The following is a 15,567-nucleotide window of genomic DNA, read 5'->3' as shown; positions in this document are numbered from 1 at the left end:
CCGCCATCCAGTTCCTCATGTCCGACGCCGCCAAATTCATCACCTCCCAAATCCTCGGCGTCGACGGCGGACTCTGCCCCAGCCGCTGACCCAGCGGATCTTCGCTCGAAGCACACACAACGGAGTGATCATGACCTTTCCCGACCCTCAGAACTGGAACCTTGTTGTCGCAACCGTGAACGATTCCGGCGAACCGGATTTCGTTATCGGTGCGAAGCCCGAAGCGATTCTCAACCAGCCCGGCATCGTCGAAGGTGTTTGGTACTGGAGCGTGGAAAACGGGCATTCGAAGGAAACGCCCGGCAGCATGCCGAAGACCCTCGATCTCGCGGGTCCGAACGGATCGACTTTCGGTCTGGTGCGCTTTGCCGCGAACTCGGCCGGCAAAGTGGACGTGGCATCGACCGGAATCGACGCGGAGAGCAGCGACGATCATGACGCCGGGATGCACGCAAGTAACACCATCGACTACGAAGTGGTGCTGTCCGGCAAACTCGATCTGGAGCTTCCCGGTGGCAAGGTGCACACGCTCGTCCCCGGTGACCTCCTCGTCAAGGCAGGCGTCCCGCATGCGTGGAAGAACCGCTACGACGAGGACTGCGTCTTCCTTTCCATCACCATCGGCTACAACACCTGAGCACAGTGAGATGGTCATGATCGAGTTCGACAACGTCGAGAGCGCGATCGCCGATATCGCGGCGGGACGTCCCGTCATCGTGGTCGACGATGCCGATCGCGAGAACGAAGGCGATATCGTCTTTGCGGCCGCTTCGGCGACAACACGACTGATGGCCTTCGCGGTTCGTCACTCGAGTGGCATGATCTGCGTGCCCATGGAGGCGCATGATCTGGAGCGGTTGCAGATTCCGATGATGGCCTACGACAACATCGACTCCATGGGCACGGCGTTCACCGTTTCGGTCGATGCTGCCGCCGGAGTGACGACGGGCATCTCGGCGGCTGATCGGGCTCGGACGGCGAGGGTGCTGGCCGATCCAGCTTCGGTGGTCGCGGATCTGCGGCGGCCGGGACACGTGCACGCGTTGCGGAGTCGTCCAGGGGGCGTGCTGACACGCCGCGGTCACACCGAGGCCGCCGTCGATCTCGTGAAGCTGGCCGGACTGGCTCCGGTCGGCGTTCTCGGCGAATTGATCAACGACGACGGAACGATGAAGCGGGGTGCCGAACTTCGAGACTTCGCGGACGTACACGGCCTGCGCATCGTATCGATCGAGTCCTTGGTGCGGTACCGTCGCCGCCACGAGGCGGTGGTGCAGCGTGGCGCGGTGACGCGTTTGCCGACCAGCTACGGAATGCTCACTGCCGTAGGCTATTTCGATCGTGTTGACGGTGCTGACCACATCGCTGTCATCGCCGGGGACGTGGGCGGCCGAGAGGCGGTTCCGACATGGATCCACTCCGAATGCGTTGTCGGTGATGTCTTCGGTTCCTCCGCTTGTTCCTGTAGCGCAGCATTGACCGCCGCTCTCGAAACAGTGGCGCAGGAAGGTCTCGGCGTAGTCATCTACGTACGGCGCACGCACGGAACGTACGGGTCCGGAGGCGCGTTCGTGCCGAGGTCGCCAGAAGTGATCCTTCAAGACGAGTGCGAAACGCGCACCGACCGGGCGCGGACCGTGGAGGCTGCTGCGCTGATGCTCCGAGACCTCGGTGTGGTGTCCGTGCGTCCCATCGGAGGCGACACAGAACTGTCTGCGATGTTGCGCGGTGAGGACGTCGATGTCGTCGAGGGGCAGGACGGCGGGGCTCCGGGCGCCCGACGAGGTCGTTCACCAGTACTAGCCCCACATGGATGAGTAACCCACTCCCATCGTCAAGAAGGATTCAAAGCTGATGACACAAATCGCTCGCGATCACGTTTACTACTCTCATTCCGAGTCGATCCAGATCGACGCCACCCCTCAACAGGTATGGGACGTGGTGACCCGGATCGAACGAACAGGAGAGTGGAGCCCGGTCTGCCGTGCAGCGTGGTGGAAGGAGCCGGCGACCGGCCCCGAGGTCGGCGCTTGGTTCATCGGCCGGAACGAGGCAGACGGCAAGGTTTGGGAGACAGAGTCTCTGGTGGTCGTGGCCGAGGAACCTGCGGAGTTCGCCTGGATGGTCATGGGTAACGCAGTCCGCTGGGGTTTCACCCTGGCGCCGGCGAAGAGTGGTACCACGCTGACCGAATCGTGGGCCGTCCAGCCGGAAGGGTTCCCGACATTTCGCGAGATCTTCGGGGACGAAGTCGAAGCCAAACTCGAGGTACGACGTGACGCTGCCCTGTCCGGAATTCCCGCGACCCTGCGGGCAATCAAGCAGATCGTCGAAGCCCAATCGTCTGCACTGATCGAATCCTGAACCACCTCATAACTGATGTGCCGCAGCTGGTTTCGGCGCGGCAGAAGAGAAGGAAGCATCAATGGGCAACATCTCGTTCGACTTCACGGGCCGCAGCGTCGTCGTCACCGGCGCGGCCCGCGGGATCGGTCAGGCCATCGCCCGCCGCTTCGCCGATGCCGGAGCGACCGTGTTCATGGTGGACTTCGACAAGGCCGAACTCGACAAGGCCGCACGCGATGTCGGCGCCATCGGTATACCCGCTGACGTCAGCGACACCAATGACGTCGAGAACGTCATCACCACCGTCATCGCCGAGACAGGGCGGGTCGATGTCCTGGTCAACAACGCCGGCATCTTGCGCGACAGAGTGTTGTGGAAGCTGACCGACGACGATTGGGACCAGGTCCTGAATATCCACGCCGGCGGCACTTTCCGCTTCACCAGGGCCTGCGTCCCGCGTTTCCGCGAGCAGGGATTCGGGCGGGTCGTCAACATCACCTCCTACACCGGGCTGCACGGCAACCGGGGGCAGGCGAACTACGCCGCCGCCAAGGCTGGGATCGTCGGATTCACCAAGACCGCGGCGAAGGAACTCGCCGCGTTCGGTGTCACGGTCAACGCGATCTCGCCGAATGCCGCGACCCGCATGACGGCCTCGATCCCGGACGAGAAGATCGCCGAGCTCACCGGGCCCATTTCGCGTTTCGCCGATCCGGCCGAGATGGCCGACGCCGTCTGCTTCCTGGCTTCGGAGGAAGCCGGCTACATCACCGGCGTCGTCCTTCCGGTCGTCGGCGGTGTCTCGATGTGACACCCATTGTGAACGGACCACATTCATGACCGATGTACTGTCCCGCCGAGATCTCGCGTTCCTGCTCTACGAATGGCTCGACGTGGTCTCGCTGACCTCCCGCAAGCGCTTCGCCGAACACTCGAAGGACACCTTCGACGCGGTGCTCGACCTCAGCGCGGACCTCGCGCACAAGCACTTCGCCACCCATAACAAGACGGCCGACGCGAACGAGCCGAGCATGCGCCCCGACGGCACTGTCCACATGATCGATGAGGTCAAGACCGCGCTCGACGCCTATGCGGCGTCGGGCCTGATCGCCGGACAGTTCGACGAGGGCGTCGGGGGCATGCAGTTGCCGACCACGGTGGCGCGGGCGGCGATGGCGTGGTTCCAGGCGGCCAACGCGGGTACCGCCGCATACCCGTTTCTTACGGTCGCCAACGCCAACTTGATCGCCGCTCACGGCACCGACCAGCAGATCGACGACTACGTCCGTCCGATGCTCGAGGGCCGGTACTTCGGCACGATGTGCCTGTCGGAACCCCAGGCCGGGTCGTCGCTCGCGGACATCAGCACCCGGGCGGCGCCGCAGGCGGACGGCAGCTATCGGCTGACCGGAACGAAAATGTGGATCTCGGGCGGCGACCATGAGCTCACCGAGAACATCGTGCACCTGGTGCTGGCGAAAGTCCCCGGCGGCGGTCCCGGGGTCAAGGGCATCTCGCTGTTCATCGTCCCGAAATTTCTCCCCGGCGCCGACGGCGCGCCCGGCGAGCGCAACGATGTCACGCTGATGGGCCTCAACCACAAGATGGGCAACCGGGGCACGATCAACACACTGCTCGCGTTCGGTGACGGAACCCATTCCCCCGCAGGGAAATCCGGCGCCGTCGGTTTCCTCGTAGGGCAGGAGCACCGGGGTCTTTCGTATATGTTCCACATGATGAACGAGGCCCGGATCGGCGTCGGATTCCTCGCGACGTCCCTCGGCTACGTTGGCTACCTGAAGTCGCTCGAGTACGCGCGGGCCCGGACCCAGGGCCGTCCCCTCGGTGCCAAGGACCCGTCCGCGCCGCCGGTGCCGATCATCGATCACGCCGATGTCCGCCGCATGCTGCTGGCGCAGAAGTCCTACGTCGAGGGCGCGCTAGCGCTCGGTCTCTTCTGTTCCCACCTGGTCGATGAGCAGGACACCGCCGATGATCCGGCGGCCGCGGCGGAGGCCACCTTGCTTCTGGACGTCCTGACCCCGATCGCGAAAAGCTGGCCCTCGCAGTGGTGCCTCGAAGCCAACAGCCTGGCTATCCAGGTGCACGGCGGGTACGGCTACACCCGAGACTACGACGTCGAACAGCATTATCGCGACAACCGGTTGAATCCGATCCACGAGGGAACGCATGGCGTGCAGGGGCTGGACCTGCTGGGGCGCAAAGTCACCATGCGGGACGGCGCCGGGCTCGCGCTGCTCGGCTCGAAGGTCGCCGCGACCATCGATCGCGGCCGGGTGATCGGCGGCGACACCGCCCGCTACGCGGCCGAGCTCGATGCCGTGTGGACGCGGATCGTGGAGGTCACCGGGGTGCTGTGGGCGGCGGGCGACGCTGCGACGGCGCTGGCGAACTCGTCGGTCTACCTGGAGGCCGTCGGGCACACGGTGATCGCGTGGATGTGGCTCGAGCAGCTCACCGCCGTCGCGGGGAAGGAGGGCGACTTCTATGACGGCAAGCGCCACGCCGCCCGCTACTTCTACCGCTACGAGCTGCCCAAGGTCGCTCCACAGCTCGACCTCCTCGAGAGTCTGGACCGGACGACCCTCGACATGAATCCGCGCTGGTTCTGACCCCGTTTTCCCTTCTCCGAGAGCAGACAATCCATGCCCATCACAGTCGAGGACGTCGACAGCCTGCACGGCCTTCTCGGACAGCAACTCGGCAGCAGTGAGTGGTTCGACATCACTCAGGGCCGAGTGAACACCTTCGCCGACGCCACAGACGACCATCAATGGATCCACGTGGACGTCGAACGCGCCGGCGCCGAAAGCCCATACGGCGGGCCCATTGCCCACGGTTACCTCACGCTCTCGCTGCTCGGCCCCATGTTTCTGCAGCTCGTCGAGGTCCGGCAGACCTCGATGGTTGTGAACTACGGCCTGAACAAGGTCCGATTTCCCGCCGCGGTTCCGGTCGGATCCAAGGTGCGGTTGAGCGCGGAGCTGATCGGCGTCGACGACATCGCGGGCGGCGTCCAGATCGTCGTCCAGGCGACGGTGCACTGCACCGCGGTGGACAAGCCCGTGTGCGTCGCCGAACCCGTGTACCGGTTCTACACATGACAAGCCGAGAACGCGGATTTTCCACCCGCTGTGCCCTTTCCGAAAGGTCGATGCCTTGAGCAATGACGAAGCTGTGAATTCAGATGCCGGTGGGACCGATCCCATGGCTGCCATCGTGGCGGCCATGAGCGACCGAGCCAGTGCCATCGACGCAGCCCTCGACGGTGCGCCGAAAAAGCATCGCTTCCGGCGCAATCCCCGTTTCGACTACCCGAAGCTGGTCGAGCCACCCGCCTTCATGGGCGCGAAAGTGGTCATGGCCAACTTCTCGGACTTCTATGTCTCGGACCCGGAGCATGTGCGCCGGCTCGATGTCGAGTGGGAGCGTGAGACACAGGGCCGCCGAACCGGTGTGCGCTGCTTGCGGGTCTTCGACGAGGACCGGCCCGGGCGTCACCTCAGCATCAACATGTTCGCGACGGTCGAGGATTGGCTGAAGAACAACTACTTGCCCGCCGGTCACGCGAACATGCTGCAATACCGTCCTTACGTGCGGAACTACGCCTCCACCCAGCTGTTTTTCACCGACATCTGGGACAGCTTCGCGCCAGTGGATCCAGACGTCGGTTTCCTGCAGACGTTCGCCCTCATTGTCGAAATCGACATCGCGAACGTCGACGACATGCACGCTTTCGACGAGGAGTGGCGGGAAGCCGTCGAGGCGGGGCGCTTCGGGCAGCGCGTGCAGAAGGGGCGCTTCGCGGGTCCGTGGGTCGGCCCCGGCCCGATGGCTCCCGAACGCAACAACGATCGACCGGAGAATAACCACGCGGGCGCTCATGTCTACCTGGCCCTGTTCTCCTCGCGCGGCGAAGCAGAGAACCAGAAGGCATGGGACTTCCTCGAGCGCCTGAAGGACAAGCACAGCTCGATCGTGGAGGCGATGGATGTCGTGAACACCTGGGTGATCCAGGACGCGTGAGCCCGGCTCGCACCCATCCGCCACGCAGGCCCGACCCACGCCGCCGCCCTGCGCCGCCACAACAGAAGGAACCGGATTTCCCATGCTGGGACTGATGCAAGACCGCCCGCTGTCGCTGCCGATGCTGATGAACCGGATGGAGAATCAGTACCGCGACAAAACGGTGACCACCGAGCAGATCGGCTACGTGATGACCGCCGGCTACGGGGAGGTCGCGACCCGTATCCGCGCCCTCGCCGGGGTACTCGACCACCTCGGTGTTCCCCGGGACGCGCGGGTGGGCACCTTCGGATGGAACACGCAGCGGCACCTCGAGCTGTACATGGCGGTGCCGTGCACGAACCGGGTGCTGCACACGATCAATCACCGTCTCTCGGCCTCGCAGCTCACCTTCATCGTCAACGATGCCGAGGACGATGTGTTGTTCGTCGACCGGTCCATTCTCGCGTCGATCTGGCCGGTGATCGAGGCGTGTGAGCGGGTGCGGCACATCGTCGTCATGGATGACGGGGCGGACTTCCCGCTACCCGACGATCCTCGTATCCACGACTACGAGGCGCTGCTCGCCGCCGCCGTACCCGTCGACGGGATCCTGGAGGTCGCCGACGAACGCACCGCCGCCGCGCTCTGCTACACGTCGGGGACGACCGGCAGGCCCAAAGGTGTGCTCTATGACCACCGTTCGATCGTGTTGCACGCGTTGATGTTGCAACTGGTTGACTCGTTCGGCCTGCGGGAATCGGACACGATCATGCCGGTGGTCCCGATGTTCCACGTCAACGCCTGGGGCCTGCCCTACGCGGCACTGATGTGTGGCGCGGACCTGGTCATGCCGGGCACGTCCACGCGCCCCGAACAACTCGTCGAGCAGATCGAGCGCCACCGGGTCACCTTCACGGCCGCGGTCACCACCGTCTGGCGCGACGCCGCCGGGTTCCTCGACGGCCGCGACCTGAGCAGTTTGCGGCACATCGTCTGCGGCGGCGGCGCGGTGCCGGTCTCCCTCTCGCGCCACTACCGGGACACCGTCGGGCAACCTCTGCGTAACGCGTGGGGGATGACCGAGACCAGCCCCGTGGTCACCAGCGCCAGGATCACCACTGCCGATCGCGGCCTCGACGACGAGCACCACCTCGAGGTCCTGGCCGGCCCCGGCACCGCGCTGCCCCTGACCGAGCTGCGGCTGATGCTCGACGACGGCTCCCTGGCGCCGCACGACGGCCAGGCTCGTGGGGAACTGCAGGTCGCGGGCCCGACTATCGCCGGTGGGTACTTCGGCCAGACCGGGCGTTCGGAGGCGGTCACCGAGGACGGATGGTTGCGCACCGGCGACGTCGCCACCATCGACCCGCACGGCCGGCTGCGCATCGTCGACCGCACCAAGGACCTCATCAAGTCCGGTGGCGAATGGATCTCCTCGGTCGAACTGGAGAACGAGATCATGGCCGACTCGCGGGTGGCGGAGGCCGCGGTCATCGCCGTTCCGAACGATCGCTGGGGCGAGCGGCCGATGGCCTGCGTGGTCCCCGTCGCACACGGCGAACTGACCGGTGACGACGTGCGGGAATTCCTTCGCGGCCGGGTCGCCGGCTGGTGGATCCCGGAAGAAGTCCGGATCATCGACGAGGTCCCGAAGACCGCCACCGGCAAGTTCTCGAAGGTCTCGCTTCGAGAAATGGTGTTGCAAGAGAACTGATCCCGCATCTGTCGACGGGAGACGCCGTCCCGCATCCGGGACCGAAACCATCGAGCACCCCGGACACATACGTGTCCGGGGTGCCGTTGTGGACGGGAGAAGACCGGTTTTACCAGGGAGCTATCCGGGAATCCGGCGCCGTGGTGTAAGAGCCCCTGACAAGTTCGGTTGCGTCGTCGGCGCCGGCAGATGAGCGCTGCTGCCGGCGTTACGAAGCCCCTGGTGGATGTCGGCGCACAGCGTTCCCAACGGGTCGCGAGCCGTCGGAACTGATGGCCACTGGCCCTGCTCCACCTGTTCCACGGCCGTCGTTGTCAACTGTTGTAGAGGGCCGGTCTCTTGCCGGCGATCACTTTTTCCGCCTTGCCCGACTGCTGCGAGGCGAGTGCTGCGTCCGTGGTGAGGGCTGCGGTGTACCCATCCCACGCGGAAGAGCCGCCGGCAGTGCCGACGAGTACCTTGTCCACCCAGTCCTGGAGCTGTGCCGCGTAAGACTCGTCGAAACGAATCAGCCAGTCTTTCTCGATTTCAACCGAAACCTGGGAATTTCTGCGAGTCACCGGCGATGCGGGACCCGGAAGATTTACTATCCCGTCCTCAGATACGATCTCCGCGTGGCGCTCACATGCACGCTCGGTTTCGAGGAGTGGCATTGAACCTCGTCCCATTCATCGCCACCGATCAACCAAGGCAAGATGTCGATTTCGTGGATTGCGGCGTCGGTGATCTGCATCTCGTTCGTGTAGTAGGGATACAACTCTGAGATCTTCTCGGACCGCTGGCTGATCTTCGCGATCAGTGGGCTCCCGAATTCCCCCGAGTCCAACAGCTTCTCGACCTGCTGGAAGCCTTTGTCGTATCTCCTCATGAAGCCCACCTGAACGAGGCGCCTCCCGGGTCAGGACTTGAGATACTGCTGGGCGTAGGGTACGAGACGGTCTCGGGCCTCACCGGCATGAAAACTGCGCCAACTCTTCACGCGGGTCGGGGCATCGAGGTCGACTGCGAGCCATGGTCGTTCAACCCCTGCTTCCGCCATGGCTCGGAGATATTCCTCGACCTCGTCCGCCGGCCTCGTTTTGAGCAGCATCTGGCGGTGCAGATCCTCCCACTGGTCCTCCGAGCCGGGCTCGTGGACAACCCGGGCGATACCCTGGATGATCACGCGCCGCATGGGATCCTCCATCTCGTCGAGCGCGATCGAGATGCGGGGGTCGCGGCGGACGTTGCTCCACGGTGCGGAGTTGGGCCGAAGCGTGAATTGGATAGTTCCGTTGTGGAACAAAAAGGAGATCGGGATAACCCGCGGGTAGCCGTCATCGTCCACCGTCGCGAACCGCGCGTAACGGCCGGGCTCGGCAAGATACTCCTCGAGCTCATGTTGTTTCAACTTGGGCATTTGGGCTCCTTCGCCCTAGACGTCGGCAAGCGGCGAGATTTGTCAGCTTGCTCATCACGAAAAAGTGAGGTCAACTCAAATAGTGCGGGCGAGCTCCGCGCCCTGTCTGATCGCTTCGTCGACCGTACGGGTGCCGGTGGCATCGCCGATCAGGTGGACGGGGAAGGGCGCGTCGATGAGTTCGTCGGCATTCTCGCGATTGGGCTCGTTGTAGCCGACCAGGACCACGGTGTCCGCGCCGACCCGCTTTCGCGCGGTGCCGCCGGCCAGTACCAGCTCGACGTCGTCGGGGGTGATCTCACCGACATAGGACATGTGGACGAACTCCACCCCGGCCGCCGCCATGCGCTCGCGCGCCGGGTACACCGTCGCGGGCGGGAAATCGACGGTGCCGCCGACGGTTTCGTGGCGGGTGGCAAAGGTTACCTGGTGTCCGTCGGCGATCAGTTTCTCGACGACGGAGATCGCCTCGTAACTGCCGGTGTCGTCGTGGACCAGGACGTTGTGCCCCACCTCGGCGCGGCCGCCGAAACCGAAAACGTCCCAGGACGTGTAGACGTGCCGAAGGCCGGCGCCCGGGATCGGCTTCGCGGGGTGGGATGCCTGGAAGCCGTCGCGGCGCGGGGTGGAGCCCGCGGCGATGATCACTTCGTCGGGGTTCTGGGCCATGATCAGCTCGGGGTCGGCGGGTACCCCGAGCCGGACCTTCACCCCCAGCCGCTTGACCTCGTCGGCGAGCCAGCTGGTGATCGCTCCCATGTCCGCGCGGTGCGGAGCGGACGCGGCGATCGCGACTTGGCCGCCGAGCTGTCGCGACATCTCGAGCAGTTCGACCGTATGCCCGCGCAGCGCGGCCGTGCGGGCCGCCTCGAGACCGGCGGGACCGCCGCCGACGATCAGGACGCGCTTGCTGGTGGCGGCCTTCCCGTCCGGCTCGAAGCTCATTTCGAACTCCCGGCCGACAGTGGGGTTGACCGAGCAACCGACCTTGCCGGTGGTCAGCACCTTGGCCACGCAGCCCTGATTCGTCCCGATACAGGGCCGGATCTGAGCCGACCGGCCCGACCGCGCCTTTTCGATGAGCCCGGGATCCGCGATGAGCGGCCGCACGATGGAGACCATGTCCGCCGCGCCACTGGCGATGATCTCGCTCGCCACGTCCAGGGTCATGATGCGCCCGGTGACGATAGTCGGAACGCTCAGCTCGCGGGTGACCACCTCACTGTCGGGAATCTCGTAGGCCAGGGGCGAGTCCATGGTGGCGAACATCTGATGATGCCGGTAGTCGGTACTCTTGGTCACGTCGATGAAGTCCACCGCCGACTCGATGCGGCGGGCGATGGCGGCGACGTCCTTCGGCCGGAGGCCGCCGTCCGTACCGTCCTCGGAGCTGAACCGCACGCCCACCGGAAAGTCGGGTCCGACCGTACCGCGGATGGCCGCCAGGATCTCGGCGAGGAACCGCACGCGATTCTCTTCGGTGCCGCCGTACTCGTCGGTGCGGTGGTTGGTCGCGGGGGAGAGGAACTGCCCGATCAGGTAGCCGTGCGCGCCGTGGAGCTCGATGCCGTCGAGCCCGCCTTCCTTGACCCGGCGGGCCGCGGCCGCAAAGGACTCGACCACATCGTCGATCATGGCTTTCGTCATGGGGATCGGGGAGACGCCCACGTGCGGGTTGGGGACATCGCTCGCCGACCAGGGGGCGGTCCCCGGGAACGCCCGGGCGGAGCCCGCATGCCACAGCTGCTGGAAGACCTTCGTGCCGTGCGGGTGCAGCCGGGAGGCGATTTTCTCGTAGCCGCCGATCACCTTGTCGTGGGTGACGGGGATTCCCGTCGGTGAGGTGGCGTGCACCCCCGCGATGCCGAGGACGATCAGTCCCACCCCACCCTTCGCCCGTTCCTCGTGGTAGGCGATGAAGGCATCGCTCTGGTCCACCCAGGGCAGGCCCACGTTATGGGCGCCGCGCGCGATGCGGTTGGGAACGGTCACTGAGCCGAGGTTCAGCGGCTCGAAGAGATTCTCGTACATGTCGTGTTCGTCAGGCCTTCCTCACCAGTGAGCATCTGGACCCGCCGGTCGATGGGCGACCGGTCAGGGCTGGGCCCGGTGCCATCGAGTTACTTTAGGCAGTCACCAGTTAGTATCTGTGAGCTGAACCACAAAGTCAACCCATCGGGGGGTTGTAACTGGAGAGTGATTACAGTAACATCGACGGACAGTTAGTAGAGACTCTCTTGAGTAAGTGGGAACTGTCGATGGCCGGAGACCAGGACACGCCAACGGTCCGCGTCCTCCCCAGCGAGATCCGCTTCGAGGTCCAGCCCGGAATGACGGTGTTCGAGGCGGCCGAGAACTGTGGCGTTTCGTGGCCGACGATCTGCAAAGGGTCGGTCGAGTGCACGCGCTGCTACATGGAAGTTCTCGAGGGGCAGGAATTCATCTCGCCGATGGGTGAGATGGAGCGGCAAGCCTTGGACCGAATGCGGTGGAGGGGCCGTCCGGCTGGGCCGGAACGTTTGGCCTGTTGCGCAAAAATCAATGGAGATATTCTCGTGCGGCGGCGAAGTGTCCGCATTCGCGGGGATGCGGACAGAAGGTAAGAAAATGACGATCAGCGACGATGTGAAGGCGTATCACTCCAATGTGGAGTTGTACGGGCTCAAATTCCCGGCCGACGCGAAGTTTCCCGAATCCATCGAATTGACTTCGCAGGAATCCCGCATCCCCACCGAGGTCTACACGTCGGAAGCGCGGCTCGCCCTCGAATTCGAGCGGCTCTGGAGCCGCGTCTGGCAGGTGGTCTGCAGGGTCGAGGAAGTGGCCGAGCCCGGCGATTTCGCCGAATACACGATCGGGAATCAGCCCTTCCTGATCGTCCGGGGCGAAGACGGCCGGCTCCGTGCCTTCCAGAACGCCTGCAGGCACCGCGGCACACTGCTCAAGCACGGCACCGGCAATGCCAAGGAGCTCAAGTGCTCCTTCCATGCCTGGTGCTGGTCGCTGAAAGGTGAACTCAGGGATATCCCCGACCGCCATCTCTTCCCCGGGGTCACCGACGAGGAGTACGCGCTGCCGGAGGTAGCCTGCGATACCTGGGGCGGTTTCATCTTCATCCACCCCCAGCCCGAGCAGGCGCCGCCGCTACGGGAGTTCCTCGGCCGGGCCGCAGCCGACCTGGATGTCTACCACATGGAGCGCTACCGGGCGACCATGCACGCGCGAATCCCACTCGAGTGCAACTGGAAGGTGGCGCTGGAGGCATTCCTGGAGGCGTACCACGTCGCCGCCACGCATCCACAGATCACCCCCTACCTCGACGATGTCAACACACTGCACACCACGCTCGGCGACCACAGCCGGATGATCGTGCCGTACGGCGTCCCGAGTATGCGTCTGGAACATGTCGAAGAGGCCGAGATCTATGAGGCCTACTTCAGCCGCTCGGCGACGTCGTTCCGGCATTCCGAGGCCGCGAAGGCGACGGGGCAGTCGGTCACCGAACTGCCGCCGGAGTTGTTCGATCAGGACGGGGAGTGGATCGGCGACGGCACCATGCGGGACTACCTCATCGCGCGGGCGCGGGAGACCGGCGAGAAACTGGGCCACGATTACTCGGAGCTGACCAGGGAGCAGATGGTCGACGATTACGACTACCACCTCTTCCCCAACCTCAAATTCAATTCCCACGCCGGTGGTGCCCTCGGATTCGTTTCGCGCCCGCATCCCACCGATCCGAACAAGTGCTTCTTCGATATCTACACCCTGGTCTGGCCGGATGAGAACGAAGAGCCCCCCGCGCCGGCGCCGCTGATCGAGATCGATATAACCAAGCAGAGTATGGGCGCCGTCCTCGACCAGGATTTCGACAATCTCTGGAAAGTTCAGAAGGGGCTGCACAACAGCACCTTGGAATACGTAACCATCGGTTCTTCGGAGGTCAGGATCACCCACTTCCACTCCGTGCTTAACCGATTCCTGCAGGTGCCCGCCCAAAAGCTTTGAGAAGGAGAACACACGATGACCCATTCTGACGACATCGACCCGCCGCGTACAGCGGCCGGGCTGCCCGCCGAAGCGGATCTCGAGCGGTTCTACACCGTGGCGAAGACCATTCAGACCTGCGGTAGCAGAATCCAGAAAGATGTGAAGAGCGGCACGCTGAAGGCCGCGACCTATCCCGTGGCAGGTCTCGAGGCGGTGTGCGCGAGCCTGGGTCTGGCGCTGCGGCCGGAAGACTACCTGGTCTCCACCTACCGGAACCTCGGTGATGTCATCGCCAAGGGGGTTCCGCTACGGCCCGTCATCGCCGAGATCGCCGGCCGGGCAACCGGTGTCGCGAAGGGCAAGGGCGGGGCGATGCACATCGCCGACTCAGCGTACGGCTTGATGACGACGACGGGAATCGTCGGCTCGGGGCTGCCCATCGCCACCGGCTTGGCTCTGTCATCGCTGCTCGCCGGGGACGGGCGGATCACCGCCGTGACCTTCGGCGACGGCGCCACGTCCATCGGCGCGTTCCACGAGGCGATGAACCTGGCAGCTGTCTGGAATCTGCCGATCCTGTTCATGTGCCAGAACAATCAGTGGGCCGAGCACACCCCGACGACACTGCACATGGTCGACACCCAGATCGCGGGCAAGGTTCGGAGTTACGGCATGCAGTCGGCGACGGTCGACGGATTCGACCCGCTGGCAACGCTGGAGGTCGTGCTGGAGGCGGCGGAGTCGGTCCGCAACGGCGACGGCCCCTACTTCGTCGAAGCGGTGTCCTACCGGCTCGGCGGCCACACCTCGACGGCGGACTACGCCTACATGCCCAAGGAGGACCTCGACGCCGCGCGGAAGGCGGAGCCGGTCGGCAGGCTGCGCGAGCTGTTGGAAGGCTCGGCGGCGCTCAGCAGCCAGCGACTGGAAGAAATCGACAGCGCGGCGCTCGCCGAGGTCGAGGACGCCTTCACCTTCGCCTACGCCAGCGACTACCCGGACCAGCGTGAGGCATATACCGACGTGTTTTCGACCGAGACAATGGAGATTTCAGCATGAGCACCGGTGCCGAGACAAACGAATCCAGCCGGATCGTGACGATGTCCAAGGCCCTCAACGAGGGCATGGACGTGGCGTTCGGCCTCGACGATCGAGTCGTCCTGCTGGGCGAGGACGTCGCCGACCCGGCCGGCGGCGTCTTCAAGGTGACCAAAGGTCTGTCCGCGAAATACGGCACGGACCGGGTGCGGGCCACGCCCATCGCCGAGGCCGCCATCGTCGGCTCCGCGATCGGTCTGTCGCTGGCCGGCTACCGCCCCATCGCCGAGATCATGTTCTTCGACTTCATCAGCGTCGCTATGGACCAGATCGTCAACCACGCAGCCAAGCTCCGCTACATGAGCGGAGGTCACACCCCGGTCCCGCTCACGATCCGTACGACCGTCGGCAGCTCGCGATTCGGCGCCCAGCACGCCCAGTCACTCGAGGGCTGGTTCATGCATACGCCGGGCATCAACGTGGTCGTCCCCTCCACGCCCGCTGACGCGCGAGGCCTCATGCTGACCAGCATCCTCGGCGACGACCCGACGCTGTTCATCGAGAACAGCGAAATGCTTTTCAGCGTGAAGGGGCCCGTCCCGGATGGCGACGTGCGCATTCCGTTCGGAGTGGCGGATATCAAGCGGCACGGTGACGACGTCACTGTCGTCACCTACGGCCCCCAGGTCGCGGTCGCCCTCGCGGCCGCCGAGGAATTGAGCACCGAAGGTATCGACGTCGAGGTGATCGACCTCCGCACACTCGTTCCGCTCGACATGCAGACCGTGCTCGAGTCGGTTTCGCGGACCCGGCGCGCCATCGTGACCCATCAGGCCACGAAGTCGGTCGGCCCCGGCGCGGAGATCGCTTCCCGGATCACCGAGGAGTTGTTCGGCGAGCTGGAGGCTCCTGTTCTCCGCATCGGGGCGCCATTCGTTCCGGTGCCGTTCTCGACCGCCTTGAACGTCTTTCCGACCGCGGAAACGATCAAGGACGCCGCACGGCAGCTGTGCCGAGTCGCGTTGCCGGCGAGTTAGACAGCATCGGCCGCCGA

The 15,567-nt window shown here is 64.8% G+C and carries 15 protein-coding genes; 12 read left to right on the top strand and 3 right to left on the bottom strand.

Features of this window, described 5'->3' with window-relative positions:
• Positions 1–130 precede the first annotated feature (130 nt).
• From AB0I35_RS30675 to AB0I35_RS30640, 8 genes are all read left to right on the top strand, one after another.
• Positions 131–637: a cupin domain-containing protein gene (locus AB0I35_RS30675; RefSeq protein WP_357399804.1), complete on the top strand. Its 507-nt coding sequence runs from the start codon at positions 131–133 to the stop codon at positions 635–637.
• A gap of 16 nt (positions 638–653) precedes the next feature.
• Entirely contained in the window at positions 654–1,817 is a 1,164-nt protein-coding gene (gene ribB, locus AB0I35_RS30670) for a 3,4-dihydroxy-2-butanone-4-phosphate synthase (protein ID WP_357399803.1), read from the top strand.
• Positions 1,818–1,854: 37 nt separating this feature from the next.
• On the top strand, positions 1,855–2,364 hold the full coding sequence (locus AB0I35_RS30665) for an SRPBCC family protein (RefSeq protein ID WP_357399802.1): 510 nt from the start codon (positions 1,855–1,857) through the stop codon (positions 2,362–2,364).
• A gap of 61 nt (positions 2,365–2,425) precedes the next feature.
• Positions 2,426–3,157: an SDR family NAD(P)-dependent oxidoreductase gene (locus AB0I35_RS30660; RefSeq protein WP_357399801.1), complete on the top strand. Its 732-nt coding sequence runs from the start codon at positions 2,426–2,428 to the stop codon at positions 3,155–3,157.
• 25 nt (positions 3,158–3,182) lie between these two features.
• Positions 3,183–4,979 (top strand): acyl-CoA dehydrogenase, encoded by a 1,797-nt coding sequence (locus tag AB0I35_RS30655; protein WP_357399800.1) that lies wholly within the window; start codon positions 3,183–3,185, stop codon positions 4,977–4,979.
• 33 nt (positions 4,980–5,012) lie between these two features.
• A complete protein-coding gene (locus AB0I35_RS30650) occupies positions 5,013–5,471 on the top strand; it encodes a MaoC family dehydratase (protein WP_357399799.1) in 459 nt (152 codons plus the stop codon).
• A 55-nt stretch (positions 5,472–5,526) separates the two neighbouring features.
• Complete coding sequence (locus AB0I35_RS30645) at positions 5,527–6,393, top strand: hypothetical protein (protein ID WP_357399798.1); 867 nt, start codon at positions 5,527–5,529, stop codon at positions 6,391–6,393.
• Positions 6,394–6,475: 82 nt separating this feature from the next.
• Positions 6,476–8,089: a long-chain fatty acid--CoA ligase gene (locus AB0I35_RS30640; protein ID WP_357399797.1), complete on the top strand. Its 1,614-nt coding sequence runs from the start codon at positions 6,476–6,478 to the stop codon at positions 8,087–8,089.
• Positions 8,090–8,403: 314 nt separating this feature from the next.
• On the opposite strand, the gene AB0I35_RS30635 is transcribed toward AB0I35_RS30640, so the two are convergent.
• The 3 genes from AB0I35_RS30635 to AB0I35_RS30625 all read right to left on the bottom strand — a co-directional run bounded on the left by AB0I35_RS30635 (position 8,404) and on the right by AB0I35_RS30625 (position 11,519).
• Positions 8,404–8,742, bottom strand: coding sequence for a hypothetical protein (locus AB0I35_RS30635; protein ID WP_357399796.1), 339 nt, complete (start codon positions 8,740–8,742; stop codon positions 8,404–8,406).
• Positions 8,743–8,987: 245 nt separating this feature from the next.
• Positions 8,988–9,488 carry a pyridoxamine 5'-phosphate oxidase family protein gene (locus AB0I35_RS30630; RefSeq protein WP_357399795.1) on the bottom strand — a complete coding sequence of 167 codons (501 nt, stop codon included), beginning with the start codon at positions 9,486–9,488 and terminating at the stop codon, positions 8,988–8,990.
• Between the two features lie 75 nt (positions 9,489–9,563).
• Positions 9,564–11,519 carry an FAD-dependent oxidoreductase gene (locus AB0I35_RS30625; RefSeq protein ID WP_357399794.1) on the bottom strand — a complete coding sequence of 652 codons (1,956 nt, stop codon included), beginning with the start codon at positions 11,517–11,519 and terminating at the stop codon, positions 9,564–9,566.
• Between the two features lie 227 nt (positions 11,520–11,746).
• Here AB0I35_RS30625 and AB0I35_RS30620 point away from each other — a divergent pair, with 227 nt between their 5' ends.
• Genes AB0I35_RS30620 through AB0I35_RS30605 form a run of 4 tightly spaced genes read left to right on the top strand, consistent with a single transcriptional unit; the run spans position 11,747 to position 15,550 of the window.
• Positions 11,747–12,091: a 2Fe-2S iron-sulfur cluster-binding protein gene (locus AB0I35_RS30620; RefSeq protein WP_357399793.1), complete on the top strand. Its 345-nt coding sequence runs from the start codon at positions 11,747–11,749 to the stop codon at positions 12,089–12,091.
• Positions 12,030–13,493 carry an aromatic ring-hydroxylating dioxygenase subunit alpha gene (locus AB0I35_RS30615; RefSeq protein WP_357399792.1) on the top strand — a complete coding sequence of 488 codons (1,464 nt, stop codon included), beginning with the start codon at positions 12,030–12,032 and terminating at the stop codon, positions 13,491–13,493. The genes AB0I35_RS30620 and AB0I35_RS30615 overlap by 62 nt, the downstream gene beginning before the upstream one ends.
• A 15-nt stretch (positions 13,494–13,508) precedes the next feature.
• Entirely contained in the window at positions 13,509–14,534 is a 1,026-nt protein-coding gene (locus tag AB0I35_RS30610) for a thiamine pyrophosphate-dependent dehydrogenase E1 component subunit alpha (protein WP_357399791.1), read from the top strand.
• On the top strand, positions 14,531–15,550 hold the full coding sequence (locus AB0I35_RS30605; protein WP_357399790.1) for an alpha-ketoacid dehydrogenase subunit beta: 1,020 nt from the start codon (positions 14,531–14,533) through the stop codon (positions 15,548–15,550). The genes AB0I35_RS30610 and AB0I35_RS30605 overlap by 4 nt, the downstream gene beginning before the upstream one ends.
• The last annotated feature ends 17 nt before the right edge of the window (positions 15,551–15,567 follow it).

This window comes from Nocardia sp. NPDC050378, assembly GCF_040655675.1.
Taxonomy (GTDB): domain Bacteria; phylum Actinomycetota; class Actinomycetes; order Mycobacteriales; family Mycobacteriaceae; genus Nocardia; species Nocardia coubleae.
Note: the sequence above shows the minus strand (reverse complement) of the source record. Positions and strands in the feature narration are given on the sequence as shown.